The organism is Enterobacteriaceae endosymbiont of Macroplea mutica (assembly GCF_012571345.1).
In the GTDB taxonomy this organism is placed as follows: domain Bacteria; phylum Pseudomonadota; class Gammaproteobacteria; order Enterobacterales; family Enterobacteriaceae.
This window is the reverse complement of sequence record NZ_CP046218.1, coordinates 419057-443386: the sequence shown is the minus strand read 5'-3', so window position 1 is coordinate 443386 and position 24330 is coordinate 419057. Positions and strand designations below refer to the sequence as shown.

Below are 24330 nucleotides of genomic sequence, written 5' to 3'. Positions count from 1 at the left end.
TAATAATATATTATTAAATATGTGAGTAAAATATTCGAATGCATTATTATACAATAATAATTGTAATAATAAATAAAATTATATTTTTTATTTTATAAAAAAAAAATACAGTATTATTTTTTATCGTATTAATGGAATATTATTTATAATAGTTCCGCCACCTAGACAAATATTTTTAGTGTAAAAAACTGCTGATTGTCCTGGTGTAATACTAGATATAGGTTGTGAAAAATAAACTTTTATTTTATTTTTTATATAGGAAAATATTTGACAATATACTTTTTTTTGTCTGTATCTTGTTTTAAGTGCTATTTTTTTTGGCAAGACAATAATATTATTAATCCAATGTATATCTATAACAATTAAACCAATAGATAATAAATATACATTATTATTTCCTTGAACTACTATTAAAATATTATTTACTATATCTTTTTTATATACATACCATGCTTGTTTGCTATAAGATTTTAAACCACCTATACCTATATTTTTTCTTTGTCCTATTGTATAGTGTATTAAACCTTTATGTTTGCCTAAATAATTGCCGTTAATATCAATAATATTACCTGGGTGTGTTGTAAGAAACTTATTTAAAAAAACATCAAACTTTTTTTCACCAATAAAACAAATTCCTGTAGAATCTTTTTTAGTTGCATTAATAAAGTTTAATTTTTTTGCTATATATCTTACTTCTATTTTTTTTAATCCTCCAATAGGAAATATAATTTTTTTTAATTTTTCTTGTGTAAGAGTATAAAGGAAATAGCTTTGATCTTTAGTATTATCAATACTAGTTAATAAATATATTTTATTTTTTATTTTTTTACATCTTGCATAATGTCCAGTACTAATAAAATCTGCTTTTAAGTGTTGTAAAGCAAAATACATAAAATACTTAAATTTAATAATTTTATTACATAAAATATCAGGGTTAGGTGTATAACCTTTTTGATATTCTACAAGAAAATTTTGAAATACATATTCCCAATATTCAGACGCAAAATTAATTTTATGTAAAGGAATAGATAATTTTTTACAAATATTAGTCGCATCTTGTAAATCTTGTGTGATATTACAATGACTATTATGATCATTATATTCCCAATTTTTCATAAATAGTCCTTCTACTTGATAATTTTGTTGAATTAATAACCAAGCAGCAACAGAAGAATCTACTCCACCAGACATTGCAATAATAACTTTTTTAAATTTTCTATTCATATTTTATAATCTTTATATATATAAAATATATATTTACATATTTTTCATAGTTTGAATACCTAATAATTTTAATCCTTGTTTAATACATTGTGAAGTAATTAAAGTGATTTTTAATTTACTTTTTTTGATAGTATTATTTTGTTGATGTAATATATTACATGTTTCATATATAACAGAAAATAATACAGCAATTTTATATAACCAATTACACAATATATGTGGAGTGCCATTTTGTGCAATTTTTAATATTATTTCTTCAAATTCTAATAAATGTATAGCTAAATTKATTTCATTTAAATTTGTTAATATGATTTTACTTTTTTGTATTTTTTGTTGTTCCATATGTGATTTTTCTAATATAGAAATAGTTCTAACATATGCATATTGAATATATAATGATGTATTACCTTCTAAATTTAAAGCTTCTTCCCAATTAAAAATGTAATTAGATGTTCTGTTTTTCGATAAATCAGCATATTTAATAGCACCTATTCCTATTATATGAGCTAGATGTTGTAACTTATCATATTTTATATTGGGTTGTTTTTTTAAAATAATTTTTTTCGAACGTTTAATAGCTTCATTAATTAGATCTAATAATTTAATATTTTGTCCTTCTCTTGTTTTGAATGGTTTATGTAATTTATTTAAAACCATGCCAAACATATGATGTTCTAATATTACATTTTTATTAATATATTTGGCTTTTTTTGCAATATAAAATATATTTTGTAAATATTGTTTTTGACGTGTATCAACATAATATATAATGCGATCAGCATGTAGCATCTTTACTCTATATTTTATACAGGCAATATCAGTAGTAGCGTATAAATATGCGCCATCACTTTTTTGAATTATAATATTATCAATATTTTGATTTTTATCGTTATAAATCGGTACAATAATAGCTCCTTGACTATGAATAGCTAAATCTTTATTTTTTAAATCTAAAACTATATGTGGAAGCATGTGATTATATTGACTTTCGCCCATAGTATGGGTATGATTCAAAGAAATATTAAGATTTTTATATAACTGATAATTATTTTCCATAGTAATATATACAATATGTTTCCATATTTTTAAGCAATATGAATCTTGTTTATGTAATTGCATAACATATTTACGAGATTGTTGTGCAAAAATAACATCATTTTTATATTTTATTTGTGCTTGTTTATAAAATTCATTTAAATTAGTTATAGACAGTTGTTTCAAATGTTTATCTTTTAAAAAAGCGATTAACATACCAAATTGTGTGCCCCAATCACCAATATGATTTTGTTGTATAACATTATGTCCTATAAAAGATAAAATTTTAACTACAGAATCTCCTAATACAGTTGATCTTAAATGTCCAATATGCATATCTTTTGCTATATTAGGACTAGAGTAGTCAACTACAATATTTTGTGACTTAATTTGTTTTGTTAAACCTAACCTTTTAGAAGATAAAATTTTATCTAGTTGTTCTGATAACCATATTTTATTAATAAAAATATTTATATGTCCTATAACAGAAATATTTGTTTTTTTTATGATATAAGTAGCAATAATATTATTATTTACTTTTTTAGCAAGATCATACGGATTAAGTTTCATATTTATAGCAGCAGAAATAATACCATTAACTTGATAATGACCAAACTTGATATTTTTACATTTACGTAAAATAACATTATAATATGGTGGTATATTTGCTTTTATCATAGCATTGTATATATATTCAGATAATATCTTTTTAATATTCATTTATATGCCTATAATATGTAATATATAAATCATTATTTATAATATCATTATTCGATTTAAAATAATATTTATTACTAATATTGTAACTTCAAATAATGAATTTCTTCATACTGTATTACATAACTATAATCTAATTTAGAATGAACAATGAAATATGTAATAACATATGCTATATTTTATATTAAAAACATAATATTTATTAATATACTAAAGATTTTTTAGTGTATATATTACACTATACTGATAGTATAATAGATTTTATACTATATAATATTCTATATACAAAATAAAAATAATTACATATATAAAAATAAAGCAATATATCTTTTATGTTTTTTATATTTGATGTACAAGTATACTTTATTATCGTAATAAAAATTTTATTATAACATATATATTAAAACATTAAATTATACTACTAGGAATATATTAATGGAACATAGAATTTATTGTGGTAAAGTTAATGATAAACATATCAATGATATGATAACACTTTATGGTTGGGTTTATAATTATAGAAATTTAGGTAAATTGATTTTTGCTAATATTAAAGATATACAAGGTACAATACAAGTAATATTTATACCAAAATATAATGAAACATATAAACTTGCACAAAAATTACGCAATAATTTTTGTGTGAAAATTACTGGTAAAGTAGTAAAAAGAAAAAATATAAATTTAAAAATCATTACAGGACATCTTGAAATTATTGTATCGAAACTTGTTATTTTAAATAAATCTAAAAATCTACCTATAGATAATAATCATATTAATATAGAAGAAAATAGATTGAAATACAGATTTTTAGATCTTAGACAAGAAAAAATGATTCATATTATTAAAACTCGATCAAATATAATGAGTATTGTTAGAACATTTTTAGAAAAAAATAATTTTTTAAATATTGAAACTCCTATTCTTACTAATTTTACTCCAGAAGGTTCAAGAGATTATTTAGTACCAAGTCGTATACATAAAAATTGTTTTTATGCATTACCACAGTCTCCACAAATATTTAAACAATTATTAATGATTTCAGGATTAGATCGTTATTACCAATTCGCGAAATGTTTTCGAGATGAAGATCTACGTTCAGATAGACAACCTGAATTTACACAAATTGATATTGAAATGTCTTTTGTTAGATCTAAAGATTTTAGAAATTTTATAGAATTAATGATAATACATTTATGGGAAAAAATCATTAATATTAAATTAAATAAATTTCATGTTATTACTTTCCAACAAGCTATGTCTGATTATGGGACTGACAAACCTGATTTAAGAAATAACTTAAAATTAATTAATTTATCTAAAATTTTTATTAAACATAATATAAAAATATATCAACCTAACTTTGTTGCTATTATAATTAAGAAACAATATTGTACAACAAAATCTTTACAGAATTTACATAAATATAATTCATATAAAAGTAAGTATAATATTCAAAATTTAAATATTTTGCAAGTGTGTTATTCTGGTTTAAAAAATATTATGAGTAATAATAATGAAGATGCGTTAAATAGTTTAGAGTATATTAAAATTAATCAAAAACATATTATATATTTTTTAAACTTACGTGAAAAAGATATTATCTTTATTGGCACTAATAAATATTATGGTAGTATTAGTTCTATGGGAATATTACGAACAATATTAGGCAATAATTTTAATATCATTAATAATGATAGTTGGTGTCCATTATGGATTATTGATTTTCCTTTATTTACTAAAAATCAGGAAGGACAATTAATATCAACTAATCATCCTTTTACAGCACCTAAAAATAATGATATTACAAAGTTAATATCACAACCAGAAAATGTATTATCAGATTCTTATGATCTTGTTATCAATGGCTATGAAATTGGCAGTGGTTCTTCAAGAATTAATAATTATAAAATACAAAAGATAATTTTTGATATATTAAAATTAAATAATGATATACAAAAAAATCATTTTGGTTTTTTTTTAAAAGCATTGCAATTTGGTACGCCGCCACATATTGGCATCGCTCTTGGTTTAGATAGATTAGTTATGTTATTAGTACGTACAACAAATATTAGAGATGTTATCGCTTTTCCTAAAACAACTTCTGCAACATGCCTATTAACTAATGCACCACATAAAATAAATAAAGATATTTTATTGGAATTAGGTTTAGGTAATATATAAAAAGGAATATTTTTATATGTCTGGACATAGTAAATGGTCTAATACACGTTATCGTAAAGCTTATCAAGATGCAAAAAAAGATAAAAAATTTTCTAAAATTATAAGAGAACTACATTCAATAATAAAATATAATAACAATGCTAATATATATGATAATACTAAATTAAAATTAGTAGTGAATAAAGCATTATCATATAACATGAAACGTGTTACGATTAATAAAATAATAACAAAATATCATCAACAATATAATCACAAATATATTAGTCATAATGTAAATTATCTCATATATTATGGTATGATTGATCGTATTACATTAATGATACAATGTCTAACAAATAATAAAAATCGTACTATAAATTTTATACGGAATATATTTGATAAATATCATGGTATAATATGTGATTATCGTGTTGATCATTATATTTTTCAAAAAAAAGTATCTTTAACATATATTGTTAATAATAATATTAACCGTATTATTGATATAGCTGAGCAATTAATGCCAAATGATATACTTTTTAATAAAAAAACTATTGATGTTTTTTTTTCTAAGCAAAAATATAAAGACATATTAATATTATCAAAAAAATTTGTGATACAACCATCAGAAATAAAATTTGTAACAATACCATATATTAAATATCATATAAATGATAAGATTAAACAAAAGTTGATATCTATCATACATAATTTACAATCTAATGTAGATATTAAAAAAATTTCTCATAATGCAATTTATGTATAGTATTTTTTTTAAAAAAGAAGAAAAAAATGTCTATTATATTAGGTATTGATCCTGGTTCTAGAATAACGGGTTATGGTTTAATAAAAAAACAAAAAAAAAAATTAATTTATATTCATAGCGGTTGTATTAAAACAAAAATTAATGATTTTTATATGCGTTTAAAAATTATTTACTCTAAAATCAGTAATATTATTAATATATTTAAACCACAGTATTGTGCAATAGAAAAAGTTTTTGTTGCTAAAAATATTAATTCATCTTTAAAATTAAACTATGCTAGTGGTGCTGTTATAGTATCAGCAGTAAATCATAATTTATCTGTTTCTGAATATGCTACAACACAAATAAAAATGATTGTAGGCGGTACTGGTGGAGCAAATAAAAAACATGTATGTAATATGGTATGTATTATGTTAAATATATTATCAATAACATTAAAAGAAGATGCAGCGGATGCTTTAGCTGTAGCTATTACACATAGTTATTATCTTGATCTGAGTTAAAAATTAATATTTATAATTATAATTAATATATATATATTAGTATTAGTATTTTATTTATATAAAACAATAATTTTATATTAATTAATTTATTCTGACATAAACAAAATATTAAAAAATTTTAGCTTTTAGTAAAACAAATTTATTTGTATATTTTTAATATTGGATCAATACCTGCTTGAACTTGTTTAGTATATTTATAAATTTTTTTTATATCTTCTATATTAGAAATAACTACTGGTGTTAATATTGATTTAGCATGTTTACGTAAAAAATCTAAATCTAATTCTATGATTGGTTCTCCTTTTTTTACATTATTAGTTTTACCTATATTAAATATTCTTTTAAAACCTTTACCTTGCAAATTAACTGTATCAATACCAAAATGTACAAATAGTTCTATATCATTATCTATAAGTATTGAAAACGCATGATTTGTGTCGAAAATTTTTCCGATGATACCATCTACTGGTGATACTAATATATTACTAGTAGGATTAATGGCTATGCCATCACCAATAATTTTATCAGAAAATACCGTATCAGGTACATTTTCAATATTTTCGATCGTACCTGAAATAGGTGCAAAAATTTTTATATAATTATTTTTTATGTGTGTATGTTTTTTTTTAAAAAAATTTGTAAAAATTATCATAACTCAATCCTCTAAAACATATTTATTATTTTTTATGATATTTAATAATATATTGATTAATTTTTTCCATAGTATTTGATGCTAAAATATTTTTTGCTAATATTTTAGCATCACGCATATTAGTATTGCGAATAATATTTTTAATGTTTGGTATAGAAGCAGCATTCATACTAATTTCATCTAATCCCATACCTAATAATATTGGAATAAATTTTTCATTACTAGCTAATTCACCACACATTCCAGTCCATTTTCCTTCAGAATGTGATGCATCAATTATATTTTTAATTAAAAATAAAAGTGCGGGATGAATAGGATTATATAAATGCGAAATTAAATCATTGCCACGATCTACTGCTAATGTATATTGTATTAAATCATTAGTACCTATACTAAAAAAATCAATTTCTTTTATTAAATGATGAGCAATAATTGCTGCTGCTGGTGTTTCTATCATAATTCCTATTTGTATATTATGTTGTATTTTTTTTTGTTCATGATATAATTGTTCTTTTAAAAATTGTAATTCTTTTTTTAAAAATATTATTTCTTCTATAGAAATAATCATAGGGAACATAATACATAATTGTCCAAATACTGAAGCCCTTAATATTGCTCGTAATTGAGTATGTAGAATATTTATACGATCCATTGTAATTCTAATAGCACGCCAACCTAAAAAAGGGTTATCTTCTTTAGGTAAATTCATATATGGTATATTTTTATCGCCGCCAACATCTAATGTTCTAATAATAATTGTTTTATTTGGCATATTAGATGCAATTTGTTTATATGTATTAAATTGTTCTTCTTCACTAGGTAAAGAATTACGATTCATGAATAAAAATTCAGTTCTATATAAACCTATACCTTCTGCACCATTATTTTTTGCTTTTTGTAAATCTTCTATTGTACTAATATTTGCACAAACTTTGATTGTATAATTATCTTTAGTGTAAGCAGGAACAATACTTAATTGTATTAATTTTTTTTTTTCTAAAATATATTTATTATATTTTTTTTTTAAAGCAGTAATAGTCTCTTTTTTAGGATTAATATAAATATGATTAGAAATACCATCTAAAATAATATAATCATTATTCTTTACTATTTGAGTAATATTACCTGTACCAACAATTGCAGGTATATCTAATAAACGTGCCATAATAGCAGTATGTGATGTTTGGCTACCTAGATCAGTAATAAATCCTAAAATTTTTTTTGTATTTAATTGTATTGTTTCTGAAGGAGTTAAATCTTTAGCAATTAAAATGACTTCATTATTAAAAATATTTAAATCATTCATATTCATATTTAAAATATTTTTAATTAATCTATGACCAATATCTTTAATATCACTCATTCTTTCTTTCAGATATGTATCATTAATATTTTGTAATGATTTAATTTGTTTTTGAATAATATTATCTACAGCATATGCTGCAGAAAATAAATTTTCTTTTATTAAAATAATAACATCTTTAGACATTTCAATATCTTGTAATAATACTATATGTCCTTCAAGTATAGATTCTTTATCAGTATTAAATTTTATTTCATGTTCTTTTATACTTTGTAATTGTTTTATAGATTTTTTTTGTGCATTAAGAAATTTATTAATTTCTATATCAACATATTCTTTATCAATTTTTTTTTTTTGAATAATAATATCTTCTATTTTTAACACAAAAGCTTTACCGAAAGAAATACCAGGAGAAGCTAAAATTCCTGAAATCATAAATATTACCTCAATGTTTATATAATTTAACGTTATTATTAAGTATATATAAAAGATATAATAACTATCATTAATTAAAATTAAATTTTATTTTCATGAAAATGAAATATATGTTACAAATTTTTCATAATTTGTACTAAATGTATCATTGCTTGTTGCTCATCTATACCTGAAACAGTTAAAATAATAACTGTTCCTTTAGATAATCCTAACGTTTGTATTTTAAATAAACTTTTTGCATTTACTGTAACATTATTAGATGTAATAGTAATTTCAGAAACAAAATTTTTAGCTTCTTTAACAAATAGTGCTGCTGGTCTAGTATGTAATCCATGTTTATTACTAATTATCACTTCTTTTTGTAACATTATTGTTTCCTAAATTTTAATTTATTGAAATATTATTATATAATTAAAATCATATTTTACAATATTATATAATAGTATAAGATTAAATGATATTTTATAAGATTATTTTATCATATAATTTATTGTATATATTCATATATAACATATATTTATATTTTTAAAAATATTTTTTAAAATAGAAAAATATCTTTTTAAGAATAGAATATGTTTTTATTTATATAAAAATATATGTTAATATTTTGAATATTATTTCATTAGTATAGATAATTATTTTTATTTTTTAAAATAACATTATTTAAATTTATAGAGTTTTTATTTTATGAAGAAAATTTTTGATCCGMAACATAATAAAAATTGTTTATCTAATCAACTTATATTATCAATTATTAAAAAATATAATACTCCATGTTGGATATATTGTGCAGATAATATTAAAAATAAAATATCAAAATTAAAAAAGTTTGATATTATTAGATTTGCACAAAAATCATGTTCTAATATTAATATTTTAAAATTAATGAGACAAAATAACATTAAAATAGATGCCGTTTCTTTAGGAGAAATTGAAAGAGCATTACATGCCGGATATCATCCATATCATGATATTTTATTTACTGCAGATATATTAGAAAATAATACATTAAAACGAATTATAGAATTAAATATTCCTATTAATATTGGATCTATAGATATGTTGCATCAATTAGGACAATACAAAAAAAAACATAATATATGGTTACGTATTAATCCTGGTTTTGGATATGGACATAATAAAAAAACAAATACAGGAGGTATATATAGTAAACATGGTATATGGTATTCTGATATGGAAAAAACTATTCAAATAATAAAAAAATATCATTTTAATTTAATTGGCATACATATGCATATCGGTTCTGGTGTAAATTATACACACTTACAAAAAGTATGCAATGCCATGTTATATAATGTAACCAAAAAATATATGCCTAAAATACATGCTATTTCAGCAGGAGGAGGTTTATCTATACCTTATAAGATACATGATGAATCTATAAATATAGACCATTATTTTAATTTATGGAACAATACTAGAAAGTTAATTAGCCAATATTTTCATACTGATATACAGCTAGAAATAGAACCAGGTAGATTTTTAGTAGCTGAATCAGGCATATTGATTGCACAAATTTATGCTATTAAATTTATTCAAAATACAAGATTTATATTAGTAAATATCGGTTTTAATGATTTCAGCAGACCTGTTTTATATGGTAGCTATCATCATATTTCAGCTATTTCATCTAATGGGATAGATTTGTCACAAGATAATAAAATTCCTACAATTATAGCTGGTCCATTATGTGAAGCTGGAGATGTATTTACTCAAAATAGTCAAGGAAATCTCACTACGTGTTTATTATCTATTAATATTAAATTGTATGATTATTTAATCATTCATGATACTGGTGCTTATGGTGCTTCTATGTCATCTAATTATAATAGTAGACCATTAATACCTGAGATCCTTATAGATAATAACAAAATCACACAAATTCGTCGTCAACAACATATTAAAGAACTAATTAATTTAGAAATAATATAGACAAGTTATATAAAATTAAATAATTGATGTTATAAAATGACGTTTAAAATAAAATGCTTTAGGTAGAGTAAAAATAATATTGCCATATTGATCTATAATTTTAGCATTGACATCTTTTTTAGCTTTATTTTTTATTTTTAAAATATATCCATTATATTCATTTATATCTTGTATATATCCCATAATTAATAAATGTATAATATTTGTCCAATCATATTGTAAAATAGTTTTTTCATATAAAGTTGGTTGCCATAATACTGGAGTACCAATAATTCTATTTAATATAGGTGTTTTACTATTATATGTTATAATAGGTATCCATAATATTTTAGATATTTTCTGACTAATATTATTTTTTTCCCAAAACACATTTTGTGTTAATAATGCACATGAACAAATATAACTATCATATAATACTTGTTTATCTGGATTAATTGTCACTGTTTTAATTTCTATGCCAAGATAAGGAATATCTTGATTAAATTTATTATTAATATGTTTACCAAAAAAATAATATTCTATTAATTTTCCTATACATCCTGTGTTATACTTCATAAGTTTAGGAAGAAAATAATTTAATGATTTTGCTATTTCCATGATATTATATCCTATAATTAACTGAGCTTTAATCATTAAATTTTCTTCGTTATATATATACATAGGCATCCTTTATAAAAAAATAATAATATAAATTTTATATTTAATCTAAATTAGATATTTATTATATAATTTTTTTATTCCAATTATATTGAATAATATATATTATATTTATATATATAACTTATAATTTCTTGATTTAAAAAATAATTTTAGAATAATAGTTATTTTTTAAAATTTCATAATGTTTACTATATATAAATCAAATAAAATGAAAATTTTATTACAAATATTAAAATTACAAATTTTAAATTGTAATAAAACTAATATTTTACAATCTAAAAAAATATTAATTAATAATAAAAACAATATTAATGAATTCAAGTTATATTTAACAAATAATATAAAAATACATGCGAATATTAATTATTCTACAATAGATATATTTATCATGGATATTATAAAAAAAACTCTTACTTTCCTAACAAAGGGCAATAACGTTTTTTTAAATAAATATTCTATTATTTGGTCTATAATGCATTTGATACCTAAATTAATTCATTTGCCAGAGTTTTTATTTTTAAAAAAATATTTTCATAAAATGAAATATTTATATTCTAATTTAGATATTGCTATACATATTGCTGATATATTTGATCAATATCAAAAATATAAACCAGAATTATTAATTCTCTGGGAACAACAAAATTATTTTGATAATAATCAAAATGAAATTTGGCAATCTAAATTGTGGTATAGTATTACACAATATTATATAAACACATTACAAACAAAATTATGGCATTATGGTAATTTATATTATTTTTTAAAAACACAAAATATCTTAAAATTAGATTTACCATATACTAAAATATTTATTTTCGAGATATATAATATTCCTTATATTTATATAAAATTATTACAATTATTTGAAAAACAACTTGAAATACATTTATTTTGTTATAATCCATGCCAATATTACTGGCTGGCCTTAAATGATAATAGTTTACTAAATAAACTGGGTGAATATGGATTATATATGAATAATATATGTTTAGATATCTCAGCAAGAGATATTGATGCTTTTGTATCTATAAAGGATCATAATTTATTAACTGCAATACAAAAAGATATTTTATATGTTACCGATAGTACAGTATGTAAAAAAAAAATACAAAATATAGATACTTCTATACAAATTTTTTCTTGTGAAAATATTCAAAATGAAATAACGTTATTATATCAGAATATTATGAGTATTTTAAATTCATATAATAATTATTTACTTCATGATATTGTGGTTATATCTCCTAAGTTAGAAGTATATGCACCATTAATACAAGATTTATTTTGTGAAAAAAATATACCTATTAATATTAGAACTAAATCTAATTTTTTAAATATAAATATCATTAACATATTTTTATATTTATTACAATTAATGCATCAAAATATTACTCCTAACAAAATATATTTATTATTAGATAATAAATATATTTTAAATAAATTAGACATTAAAGATACAGATATAGAATATTTACATTTTTGGATCCAAAATATGGATATTAGATATGATATAAACTTATGTAATATGAAAAATTTTGATTTATTAAAAAATCAATATACTTGGACTTTAGCATTACAACGTTTATATGTTGGATATGCTTTAGGTAATACACAACAAATCTGGAATAATATTCTTCCATATCCTGGTATTGATAATACTACTGGTATTATATTAGGAAAATTTACAAAATTATTATTTCTTTTATATAAATGGAAAAATTATTTGCAAAAATCATATTTTTTGGTAAAATGGACTRATATTTTAAAAAAAATATATTTAGATTTTTTCCCTAAAAAAACTTTTTATAATATACAAATATATAAGTTTTTTCATAAAATAAAAAAATGCATACAATATGGTACATATACTCAATATAAAAATAAAGTTGACATTTTTACGATTATAAATCTTATTAATTATATTTGTGATATACAAGACTATCAATCTTTTAAAATTGATAAAATTAATTTTTGTAATTTAAATAATTTCTTTATCAAGCCAACTAAAATATATATTTTAATAGGTATGAATGAAGAATATTTCCCCCGTAAATCACATGGTATTCCATTTAATTTATTAAATAATTATTTAAAACAAAATAATAATAAAAATATAGATCAATATACATTTTTAAAATTATTAACACTTACTAAACAAAAATTATATATTAGTTACGTGTCACGACCCCACGAACATCAAAATGTTTCTAATACAATACAAACATTAATTACATATATGTATAATAATTTTGTTCTTCATAATAATATTATACATTATATACCATATCAAAAATTTCAGATTACAAAAAATATTGTACAGACAAATAAGTTTAACTTAAAATTTAAAATACTTGACATTAATAATATTAATATTTGTAATTTAATTAGTTTTTGGCAACATCCTCTAAAAGGTTTTTTTAATCAAAGATTAGGAATATATTTACAAAATATTAATGATATAAAATATTTTCAAATTCAATCTTTTAATATTAATTATTTACAAAAATATATCATTAATAATGATATATTTAACACATATATTAATCATGGTAATATTATGACATTATATAAATATTATTTAAATCATAGTTTATTACCTTTTGGCAATTACAATAAAACATGGTGGTTAGAAACTGTACACAAAATATCTGTTATATATAACAAATATTATGGTTCAAAACAATATAATATTATAACTAAAAAAGTTCATTTAAATTTTGATAATATAATATTGTATGGTAAAATGAAGTATCTATATAGTCATAATACATTATTAGAATTTCAACCAAAATATTTAGATATTAAGTCTATTATAGCTTTTTGGATTAAGTATTTAATATTATGTGTGCATGATAATAGTGTTATACACAGTGCTAAAATTATAGGTTTTAAAGATACACAATATAATTTTGGATATATACCTACTAATATTGCGTTAAATTTATTAAATAAATATATTCAAGGATATGTTATAGGAATGAATAACCCAATAATTCTRCCTATGAAAAGTTCTTGGGCTTGGATAAATATTTGTTATAATGCCAACATTAATAGTATTAATTATAGTAGCAAAATACAAAAACAAGCGGAAAAAAAATTTTTTTATTATTGGGAAAATTATTTTTTTGGTGAAAAAACTGATTTATATTTCCAAAAAATAAATTTTGATATACAATCAAAAACATTTTTAGATATACAAAACATTATAATAACATGGTTATTAGATATATTGTATTTTAAAATAAAATAAAATTATTTAATATAATGATGAAATTACCGATATTATTAACTCAAGAATTTAATCCATATAAGATGCATTTACAAGGGCAATATTTAATCGAAGCATCTGCTGGTACAGGAAAAACATTTACAATTGTTATTGTGTATTTACGTTTGATTTTAGGTTTATATAAACCAAAACTATATTCTACACCTTTAACTGTACAAAATATTTTAGTTGTAACTTTTACTGAAATGGCTGCTTGTGATTTATATAAAAGAATCGTTAATAGTATACAAATTTTATTACGTGCTTGTATTAATGGGTCAAGTAAGTATCAGATGATTAATATACTTTTATCAGAAATTAAAGATTTGATGCAAGCCAAAAAAATTTTATTGCAAGCGATCAAAAATATACATAAAGCATCTATTTATACAATTCATTCATTTTGTCAAAGAATTTTAAATTTGAAAAGTTATGATATTACACATAATGTAATTACTATTATGAATAATGAATTAGAATTATATTGGATTCATCAAGCTATTACACAATTTTGGCATGAACATATTCAATCTTTACCCATGCAAATTGTAAAAATATTTTTTAAAAAATTTAAAACACCAAAATACTTATTACAATCTATATTGCCATTTTTTTATCATTATAAACATTTAAATATTAAATCTAACACATATAATATTCATTTTACTAAACAATTTAAACATAATATTAATTATATTAATATTATGAAAAAATCATGGCAATTATATTATAAAAATATTTTACATATTATACATGATAGTGATATAAATAAATATTTATATAATAAACGTTCATTAATTAAATGGATTACAGAAATTAATGTATGGGCTATTACAAATACATTAGATAATAGTTATCCTATAAAATTAAAAAAATTTTCACAAAAAAACTTAATTTTACATAGTATTAAATGCCCTCCTAAACATATTTTATTTACTAAAATAGATATTTTTTTAAACAAAATAGTCAGCTTAAAACATTTAATTTTATCTCAAGTAGTAGAATATATAAATAATTTTATTAAAATAAAAAAAATAAAAACAAGACAAATTAGTTTTGATGATTTGCTAAATATTTTATTAAACCGTTTAAACAGTACTTTAGGTATATCAATAGCCCAAGATATTCAAAAAAAATATCCTGTTGTTTTATTAGATGAATTTCAAGATACTAGTATAGAACAATATAATATTTTTCAAAAAATTTATTTGAATAATATACATAATAGTTTATTAATTTATATTGGTGATCCCAAACAATCTATTTATGCATTTAGAAATGCTGATGTATTTACATATTTGCAAGCTAAACAAAAAATTCAATATTGTTATACACTACAATATAATTGGCGTTCGTCAAGTACTATGACCAATAGTATTAATAATTTGTTTATGAATAGATCTAATCCTTTTTTATTAAAAAACATATATTTTCGACCTCTTAAATATATACAGGAAAAATATAATTATAATTTAATAATACATAATAAGATACAACCGGGTATAACATTTTGGTTTGATATGCATGAAGATAATAATATGTGTTTCAAACAAAAAATTGCATATATATGTGCTAAAAATATTTATGAAACTTTATTGCATGATAATTATATTATTGTAAATAAAAAAAAAAAAAAAATTAATATAACTGATATTGTTATCATAGTGCGTAATAAATATGAAGCATATATTATACAAAAGGAACTAATAAAATTTAATATATTGTCTATATATTTATCTGAACAAAATAATATTTTCCAAAATTTAGAAGCTAAAGAACTAGTTTTACTTTTAAGAGCTATTGCTGAACCATATAATATAAAATATGTTATGTGTATATTAAATCATTCTTTATTTACCACATCATTGCAAAATTTTGATGTGGATAAAAAAAATAATTTTTTATTAAAAATTATGCGACAATTTTCTATATATAAAGGAATTTGGCAACAAAAAGGTATTCTATATATGTTAAAATATTTTTTTCTTAAGAAAAATATTTTTAAAAAAATAGATATTATTTGCTTATATAATACAAAACAAATTAAAAATATATTATATATAGGGGAACATATACAAACAATATTTAGACAAACTACTAATATAAACATTTTAATACAATGGATCACAAAACAAATTATATATCCAAATTTTAAAAATATATTATGTTTGCCTAAACAATATGATGAAAATAATCATATAAGAATTATGACTATCCATCAATCTAAAGGTTTACAATTTAATATTGTATGGTTACCTTTTATCGTTTGTAATTTTATTGATGTTATTAATTCCGAAGTTATTATTTATCATGATCCCATTACTTATGAAAAAAATATTGATTTTCATAAAAAACGAGAAAGTATTCAATATGCTTTACAAGAATCATTATCAGAAAATTTGAGATTATTGTATGTATCTATTACTAGGTCTATTTTTACTTGTAATATTGGTCTAGCTAACATACAGTTTCATCAACATAATAAATATTATAAATATATAAAATATTTTAATGCTTTACAGTATTTATTAAAAAATAAAAATTATGATACAAACATTTTATATAAAAATATAAAACAATTCAGTACTAATGATATCAACTTAATTATTTTAAATTGTAATATGTTTACAGTCAATAAAATTGTTACTCCTCATGTTTTAATATATCAATATGATTTTTTAGAACATAATAATAATATTCCAAATAAATTTAATATTTTAGAGATTATGAACTTTACTAAAATAAAACAAATACAATATGAAAATAAAATTTATATCAAACCTATTGAAACATTTTATTTTTTACAAGAACAAAAAAAATATACTAAAAAAACACAACATAATTTTTTAGTAGGTAAAAATATTGGTATATTTATACATAAAATTCTAGAAAAAGTTATTACAAAATATAATAATATTAATGATATTATTAAAAAAGAATTATTAAAAAATAATATTCATATTTCTTGGAATAAAATGTTAATTAATTGGATTAATAATATCATTAATAAACCATTAGGAACACAGCAAATTATATTAAAACAACTTGCAATAGAAGAATATAAACAAGTCGAATTTGAATTCTATTGTACAATAAAAAATAATATTCATTATATAGAATTTAATAATATTATTAAAAAATATGATATGATTTCTTCAAATCTATCAACAATATATTTTCCAGAATTTAAAGGATTTTTAAATGGTATGATAGATTTAGTATGTATATGGAATAATAAATATTATATTATTGATTATAAAACTACTTGGTTAGGTTACAATATTAATTACTATAATTATAAAAATATAAAAAATGATATATGTAGAAATCGTTATGACGTACAATATCAATTGTATACATTAGCTTTACACAAATATTTAAAAAACAACATGTATCACTATAATTATAATAAACATTTTGGTGCTGTTATTTATTTATATATACGAGGAATTAATGATAATATGAAAAATAAAAATGGTATTTGGTTGCATAAACCATCAATAGAACTAATCCAAAAATTAGATTTATTATTTAAGTAAAATATTAATATTTTGGTAATATAAATGCATCGTTTATTAAAACTATTATCTCAAAGTAAACTATTTCAAGAAATCGATTTACAATTTGCAAATATTTTAATAAGTCATACACAACCAGAATTAATGTTTGCTGTGTCATATTTAAGTAAATTTGTACGAGATGGTAATATATGTTTACCAATATCACAATTAAATCTAAAAAAAATTTTTTATGATAATAAAACTCTATTAAATAAAATTCATAAATTTTTTTCTAGTAATATTAATTGGGAAAAAAAATTATTATCATATTCATATATCGTAAGTAATGGTAAAGAAATGCAAATTACACCCTTTATAATAGAACATAAATGTTTTTATATGTATAGAATGTGGAAATTAGAAAATACTATTGTTAATCATTTTCTAAATAATAAATATTATGTACAATACATTACACAAATAAAAAATCATCTAAATGATCTATTTTATGATGTTAATAATATATCTCAAAAAATAGCTATTATAACAGCTTTGATGCATAGAATCAGTATTATTACAGGTTCTCCAGGAACAGGTAAAACCACTATTATAGCAAAAATTATTTTGGCTTTTATAAAAATTAAAAAAAATGTAATAATACATATTATTGCTTTTACAGGTAAAGCTGCTAATAGAATAACAGAATCATTAAATGTATTTTTTAGTTTATTACCTCTTTCAGTAGTAACACAAGAAGAAGCTAAACAAATACCACATAATGCTACAACTATACATAATTTTTTTAAAATTAATGTATACAAAAAAACTACCATATTTAATCAACAAAATCAATTAAATACACAATTATTAATTGTTGATGAAGCATCTATGATTGATTTGCATCTAATGGCTATGATTTTAGATAGTTTACCTAAAAATAGTTCTTTAGTTTTATTAGGTGATGAATATCAGTTACCTCCAATAAATACTGGTTATTTATTACAGGACATATGTTATTTTAAAAAATTTAACATTACCAAAGCTTATAAAAATTTTTTAACAACGATGTTAATGACTATGAAGATTAATAAAAATAATACAACATGTTATATTCGTAATTGTATTCATACATTAACAAAAAATTATCGTTATAAACATTCCTCAGGTATACACAAATTAGCTCTATCTATTAAAAAAAAACGCATAAAAGATATACAAAGTGTATTTTCAACCCATAAATATTATGACGTACAATATATTAATATTAATAGTATTAAAATATATAATAATATGATTCAAAATCATATTATATATTTTAAACAATATTTTTATTATATTAAACATTATAATGACATAAAAAATATTGATAATTATTTTCATAATTTAAAAAATTATCAAATTTTATGTGCTATTAAAAATGGTTTATTTGGAACGAATATAATGAATAATAAACTAGATAATATATTTTCTGAACAAAAATATAGTTTTCATTATATGGAATCAATTTGGTACCCAGGTAAACCCATCATTATTACTAAAAATAATCATTTATTAAATTTATTTAATGGTGATATAGGTATAACCATATGGAATCAGAAAAAAAAAAAACTTCAAATAATTTTTCAATTACCTCATCATCAATACAAATTTATTAATATTGATGAATTACCTGAACATGACATGTCTTATGCGATTACCATACATAAAGCACAAGGATCAGAATTTAATCATGTTGCATTAATTTTACCAAATAAATTTACTTCTATATTAAATAGAGAATTAATTTATACTGCTGTAACCAGAGCTAAAAAAAAAATATATATTTTTAGTCCATATAACATATTTTTTCAAACAATACAACAAAAGATAAAACGTTATTCTAATTTTAAGAAAAAACTTTTACTACATAATATTATAAACTAATATTATTATTTTTTAGATTAAACGTTCTTTAATACGTGCTGCTTTACCAGTTAATTTACGTAAAAAATATAATTTTGCTTTTCTAACCAAACCTAGTTTTTTAATATATATGGTATGTATCATATTAGAATATAGAGGAAAGACACGTTCTACACCAACTCCATGAGCTATTTTACGTAATGTAAAAGAAGAATTAATATTTTTATTACTTTTTGCAATTACCATACCTTCAAATAACTGAATTCTTTTTTTATTTCCTTCGAGTACCCATAAGTGTACCACTAATGTATCTCCGATTCTAAAAATCGGTATATTTTTTTTATTCTTAATATACTGTTGATTTATTTCATTAATAATATTCATGTTTACCTCTTACTTAATATTAAAAAATTTTTTTTTAAAGATCTTTAAAAGATATTTTTCTTTATGATTTAATTTTTTTTTATTTAATAAATCAGGTCTTTTGAGCCATGTATAACCTAAAGAGTTTTGTAACTTCCAATCATTTATTTTTTTATGATGACCTGATAACAATACATCTGGAACATGAGAATAATTTGTGATTTTTTGTGGACGTGTATAATTAGGACAATCTAATAATCCATTATTATAAAAAGAATCTGTTTGATTAGATGTAATATTATTTAATACTCCTGGTATTAATCTAGATACAGCATCAATAACAATCATTGCAGGTAATTCTCCGCCACTTAAAATATAGTCACCAATAGAAATTTCTTCATCTATAAAATATTGTATTACACGTTCATCTATACCTTTATATCGTCCACAAATTAAAATAAAATCATGTTGTAATAAAGTTTTTATATATTGTATATTAATATGTTTCCCTTGGGGAGACAAATAAATTACTTTTATATTTTTATTTTTTGTTTTTTTTTTAATTTCTTTAATAGCTTTAATTAATGGTTCAGGTTTTAATATTACACCACCACCACCATATATTGGCGCATCTATTTTATATTTATTATTTGTATAATCTCTAGGATTGCAAAAATCTAATTGTAATAATTTTTTTTTTATTCCTTGTCTGGTAATACCATAATTTTTAATAGCATCAAACATTTTAGGGAATAAACTTATTATACCTATCCAYATCATAATTGTCATGTTTAAATGATTGTTTCCCAATGCACTATAATAATCTTTTTTAATAAATCTATTTTTTTAATTATTTGTTGCATGATAAAGGGAATATATATTTTTTTTTGATGATTATGTTGTTGTACTTCTAATATATCATGTATACCAGTAGTAATAATATTAGTAACAACACCTAAATTGTTATTCTCTGTATTAGTAATTTTACATTTTATAATATCATACCAATAATATTCTTTTGGTTTTTTATATATAATAATATCTTTATATTGTATCATAATATTTTTATTAACTAAATTAAAGTTTAGATTGTTTATAATATTATTATCAATATTAATTTGAGTAATATAAAATTTTTTTTTATAAATATATTGATAAAATTTTATGTAATGTTTTTTATTTAATTGATCTAAAATAAATAGATTTTTATATAAAAAAATATTACCATGATTTTCTGTATAAGAAAATAATTTAATCCATCCTTTAATACCATAAAGAGAGCCAAATTTACCTAAAATTATCATTTGATATTGTATGACAAATTATTTTAATTTTAATAAAAATTTTACTTTTTTAGAAAGTATAGCACCATGCGAGATCCAATATTGTATTCTTTTTGTATTTATTGATATATTATTTTGTATATTAAAAGGTTGATAAAAACCTATTTTTTCTATAAAACGTCCATCTCTAGCTTTTTTACTGTTTGCAACAATAATTTTATAACAGGGTTTTTTTTTAACACCTTGTCGTGATAAACGGATTTTTAACATAATATTACTATACCTTATTTTTTATGTTTTTTATTTAAAAAATTAGCCATATTATTAAACATATTTTTTATTTTACTATTATTTTTAATTTTTTTAGTTAATATTTTTACTTGATAATATTGTTTAAGTATCATATTAATTTTATTTAAAGCAATACCTGATCCTAAAGATATTCTTTTTTTACGAGAAAAATTTAAAATATCTATATTATTTTGTTCGAATTTAGTCATAGAATGAATAATATTTTTAAGATTTTTGATTGTTTCTTGTTTAACATGAATAATATTCATAATCGGATTATTAATATATTGTTGTTGATTAATATTAAGTTTATGAAAAATATTCATAATATTATTACTACCGAATTTTTTAATTTGTTCTAATTGTATTAAAAAATCATGTAAACTTAATGTTGTTTTTTTATTTAAATTTTTTATTAAATTTTGTTTTTTGATAGCATCTATTTTTTTTTGTATTTCATCAATATTAAGAAGTTCTTTACGCATACCCAATATTTTTCGTGCGATTGTTTCTGCATTAAAAATTTCTATTTGATTAATTTTTTCTCCATTACCTATAAATTTAATCGGTTTTTTTATTATATATTTAACTGATAATGCAGCTCCACCTCTTGCATCACTATCTACTTTAGTTAAAAAAATTCCTGTAATGGGTATAATATTATTAAATGTTTTTGCACTTATAATGGCATCTTGACCTAACATAGAATCTACAATAAATAAATTTTCTATAGGTTTTAAAATATTATATATATTTTTGATCTCTTCCATCATAATGTTATTAATATGTAATCTTCCAGCTGTATCTACAATTAATATATCGTATAAATAAATTTTAGCGTGTTGTAAAACCGATCTAGTTATTTGCATTATATCAGTATGCTGTTTTATTTGATAAAAATCAATTTTAATTTTTTCTGCTAAAATTTTCAATTGTTCTAAAGCTGCAGGTCTATAAATATCTAATGATGTTACTATAACTTTTTTATTATATTTTTTTTTTAAAAAGTATGCTAATTTAATCGCACTAGTTGTTTTCCCAGTACCTTGTAATCCTGTAAACATTATAATAGCAGGTGGTTTTGTTGCAAAATTAATATTATTTTGTTCGGATCCTAATAATTCTGTTAATCTTTCTTTAACTAATTTTAAAAATTCTTGTCCAGGAGTAAAACTATTATTAATTTTTTTACCAATAATATGTTTTTTAATATCTTTTAAAAAATATTGGATGACTATTAACGCAACATCAGCTTCTAATAAATTTTGATACATTTCATCTAATATATTTTTTATATGAGTTTCTGTTAATCGTCCATAATTTTTAATTTTAGAAAATGTTTTATATAATTTTTTACTTAAAAACTTAAACATTGTAATTCCTATGGTATATAAAAAATAACGTTATAAAATAATAGATATCTTTTATAAAAATAAAAAGGTACTATTTATTTTTTGTCTATTATGTTACAAAAACATATAGCATATAATAGATTATATTGTGAATATATAATCTATTTATAAATAATACATTATATAGAAATTTTAAAAAAATAAAATGATAAATAATATTGAACTAGAAAATAACATTAATAAAAAATTAAATTTTACCAATATACAAGATTATGCATGTAATGGTTTACAAGTAGAAGGAACAAAATATATCAAAAATATTATTACTGGAGTAAGCATATGTCAAGATTTATTAAATATAGCTCTTACATCACAAATAGAAGCCATTATTGTGCATCATGGTCTTTTTTGGAAAAATAATACTTTTATTATTAAAGGTATGCAAAAAAATAGATTATATGCGTTACTAAAAAATAATATTAATTTATATAGCTGGCATTTGCCTTTAGATATTAATCCAAGTATCAGTAATAATTTTTACTTATCTAAAATATTAGATATAAATATTATTGGTAATATTAATCCTTTTGTATTATATGGTTGTTTAGAAAAACATATGCATATAAATGATTTTATTCAAAAAATTACAAAAAAATTACATCGTATTCCGTTACATTTAAATTTTAATGCGAAAGAAAATATTAAAACTATAGCATGGTGTAGTGGTGCAGGACAAAAATTTTTTGAAGAAGCTGCATATTTTGGTGTAGATGTTTTTCTTACAGGAGAAGTTTCTGAAATGAATTTACATACCGCAAAAGAATATGGCGTACATTTCATCTCTGCAGGACATCATGCTACCGAAAAAGGAGGAATAATCATGTTAGGGGAATGGTTGCAAAAAAAATATAAACTTAATATAAATTTTATTGATATAAATAATCCAATTTAATT

Annotated in this window: 19 protein-coding genes; 8 read left to right on the top strand and 11 right to left on the bottom strand. The window is 20.4% G+C overall.

From position 1 onward, the window contains the following. Window positions 1–120: 120 nt before the first annotated feature. Window positions 121–1224, bottom strand: a complete 1104-nt coding sequence (gene mnmA, locus GJT87_RS02130; RefSeq protein ID WP_168895757.1) for a tRNA 2-thiouridine(34) synthase MnmA — start codon at window positions 1222–1224, stop codon at window positions 121–123. Window positions 1225–1257: 33 nt separating this feature from the next. Next, on the bottom strand, window positions 1258–2979 hold the full coding sequence (gene argS, locus GJT87_RS02125; protein WP_168895756.1) for an arginine--tRNA ligase: 1722 nt from the start codon (window positions 2977–2979) through the stop codon (window positions 1258–1260). 432 nt (window positions 2980–3411) lie between these two features. On the opposite strand from argS, the gene aspS reads away from it, so the two are divergent. From aspS to ruvC, 3 genes are read left to right on the top strand one after another with little or no spacing between them, the layout of a single operon-like run. Beyond that, on the top strand, window positions 3412–5160 hold the full coding sequence (gene aspS / locus GJT87_RS02120) for an aspartate--tRNA ligase (RefSeq protein WP_168895755.1): 1749 nt from the start codon (window positions 3412–3414) through the stop codon (window positions 5158–5160). 16 nt (window positions 5161–5176) lie between these two features. Next, window positions 5177–5908: a YebC/PmpR family DNA-binding transcriptional regulator gene (locus GJT87_RS02115; protein WP_168895754.1), complete on the top strand. Its 732-nt coding sequence runs from the start codon at window positions 5177–5179 to the stop codon at window positions 5906–5908. A 26-nt stretch (window positions 5909–5934) separates the two neighbouring features. Then, window positions 5935–6411 (top strand): crossover junction endodeoxyribonuclease RuvC, encoded by a 477-nt coding sequence (gene ruvC / locus GJT87_RS02110; protein WP_168895753.1) that lies wholly within the window; start codon window positions 5935–5937, stop codon window positions 6409–6411. 139 nt (window positions 6412–6550) lie between these two features. Here the strand turns inward: ruvC and crr are convergent, their stop codons facing one another. From crr to GJT87_RS02095, 3 genes are all read right to left on the bottom strand, one after another. Continuing rightward, the gene (gene crr / locus GJT87_RS02105; RefSeq protein WP_168895752.1) at window positions 6551–7063 is read right to left on the bottom strand and encodes a PTS glucose transporter subunit IIA; all 513 of its coding nucleotides are present in this window, start codon (window positions 7061–7063) and stop codon (window positions 6551–6553) included. 25 nt (window positions 7064–7088) lie between these two features. Then, window positions 7089–8801, bottom strand: a complete 1713-nt coding sequence (ptsI, locus tag GJT87_RS02100; RefSeq protein WP_168895751.1) for a phosphoenolpyruvate-protein phosphotransferase PtsI — start codon at window positions 8799–8801, stop codon at window positions 7089–7091. 113 nt (window positions 8802–8914) lie between these two features. Continuing rightward, on the bottom strand, window positions 8915–9169 hold the full coding sequence (locus tag GJT87_RS02095; RefSeq protein WP_168895750.1) for an HPr family phosphocarrier protein: 255 nt from the start codon (window positions 9167–9169) through the stop codon (window positions 8915–8917). A 319-nt stretch (window positions 9170–9488) separates the two neighbouring features. Here GJT87_RS02095 and lysA point away from each other — a divergent pair, with 319 nt between their 5' ends. After that, window positions 9489–10754, top strand: coding sequence for a diaminopimelate decarboxylase (gene lysA, locus GJT87_RS02090; protein ID WP_168895749.1), 1266 nt, complete (start codon window positions 9489–9491; stop codon window positions 10752–10754). A gap of 15 nt (window positions 10755–10769) precedes the next feature. On the opposite strand, the gene GJT87_RS02085 is transcribed toward lysA, so the two are convergent. Continuing rightward, entirely contained in the window at window positions 10770–11414 is a 645-nt protein-coding gene (locus GJT87_RS02085) for a MutH/Sau3AI family endonuclease (protein ID WP_168895748.1), read from the bottom strand. Window positions 11415–11595: 181 nt separating this feature from the next. Here GJT87_RS02085 and GJT87_RS02080 point away from each other — a divergent pair, with 181 nt between their 5' ends. From GJT87_RS02080 to recD, 3 genes are read left to right on the top strand one after another with little or no spacing between them, the layout of a single operon-like run. Next, window positions 11596–14667, top strand: a complete 3072-nt coding sequence (locus GJT87_RS02080) for an exodeoxyribonuclease V subunit gamma (protein ID WP_168895747.1) — start codon at window positions 11596–11598, stop codon at window positions 14665–14667. A gap of 17 nt (window positions 14668–14684) precedes the next feature. Next, window positions 14685–18224, top strand: a complete 3540-nt coding sequence (gene recB, locus GJT87_RS02075) for an exodeoxyribonuclease V subunit beta (protein WP_168895746.1) — start codon at window positions 14685–14687, stop codon at window positions 18222–18224. A 24-nt stretch (window positions 18225–18248) separates the two neighbouring features. Continuing rightward, window positions 18249–20108 carry an exodeoxyribonuclease V subunit alpha gene (recD, locus tag GJT87_RS02070; protein ID WP_168895745.1) on the top strand — a complete coding sequence of 620 codons (1860 nt, stop codon included), beginning with the start codon at window positions 18249–18251 and terminating at the stop codon, window positions 20106–20108. Window positions 20109–20120: 12 nt separating this feature from the next. Here recD and rplS read toward each other — a convergent pair whose 3' ends face one another. Genes rplS through GJT87_RS02045 form a run of 5 tightly spaced genes read right to left on the bottom strand, consistent with a single transcriptional unit; the run spans window position 20121 to window position 23397 of the window. Next, window positions 20121–20471, bottom strand: coding sequence for a 50S ribosomal protein L19 (gene rplS / locus GJT87_RS02065; protein ID WP_168895744.1), 351 nt, complete (start codon window positions 20469–20471; stop codon window positions 20121–20123). A gap of 9 nt (window positions 20472–20480) precedes the next feature. Beyond that, on the bottom strand, window positions 20481–21239 hold the full coding sequence (gene trmD, locus GJT87_RS02060; RefSeq protein WP_168895743.1) for a tRNA (guanosine(37)-N1)-methyltransferase TrmD: 759 nt from the start codon (window positions 21237–21239) through the stop codon (window positions 20481–20483). Window positions 21240–21241: 2 nt separating this feature from the next. Continuing rightward, window positions 21242–21754 carry a ribosome maturation factor RimM gene (rimM, locus tag GJT87_RS02055; protein WP_168895742.1) on the bottom strand — a complete coding sequence of 171 codons (513 nt, stop codon included), beginning with the start codon at window positions 21752–21754 and terminating at the stop codon, window positions 21242–21244. Between the two features lie 18 nt (window positions 21755–21772). After that, window positions 21773–22003, bottom strand: coding sequence for a 30S ribosomal protein S16 (rpsP, locus tag GJT87_RS02050; RefSeq protein ID WP_211080592.1), 231 nt, complete (start codon window positions 22001–22003; stop codon window positions 21773–21775). Window positions 22004–22017: 14 nt separating this feature from the next. Then, window positions 22018–23397 carry a signal recognition particle protein gene (locus GJT87_RS02045; RefSeq protein ID WP_168895741.1) on the bottom strand — a complete coding sequence of 460 codons (1380 nt, stop codon included), beginning with the start codon at window positions 23395–23397 and terminating at the stop codon, window positions 22018–22020. 187 nt (window positions 23398–23584) lie between these two features. On the opposite strand from GJT87_RS02045, the gene GJT87_RS02040 reads away from it, so the two are divergent. Beyond that, the gene (locus GJT87_RS02040; RefSeq protein WP_168895799.1) at window positions 23585–24328 is read left to right on the top strand and encodes a Nif3-like dinuclear metal center hexameric protein; all 744 of its coding nucleotides are present in this window, start codon (window positions 23585–23587) and stop codon (window positions 24326–24328) included. Window positions 24329–24330: the final 2 nt, after the last annotated feature.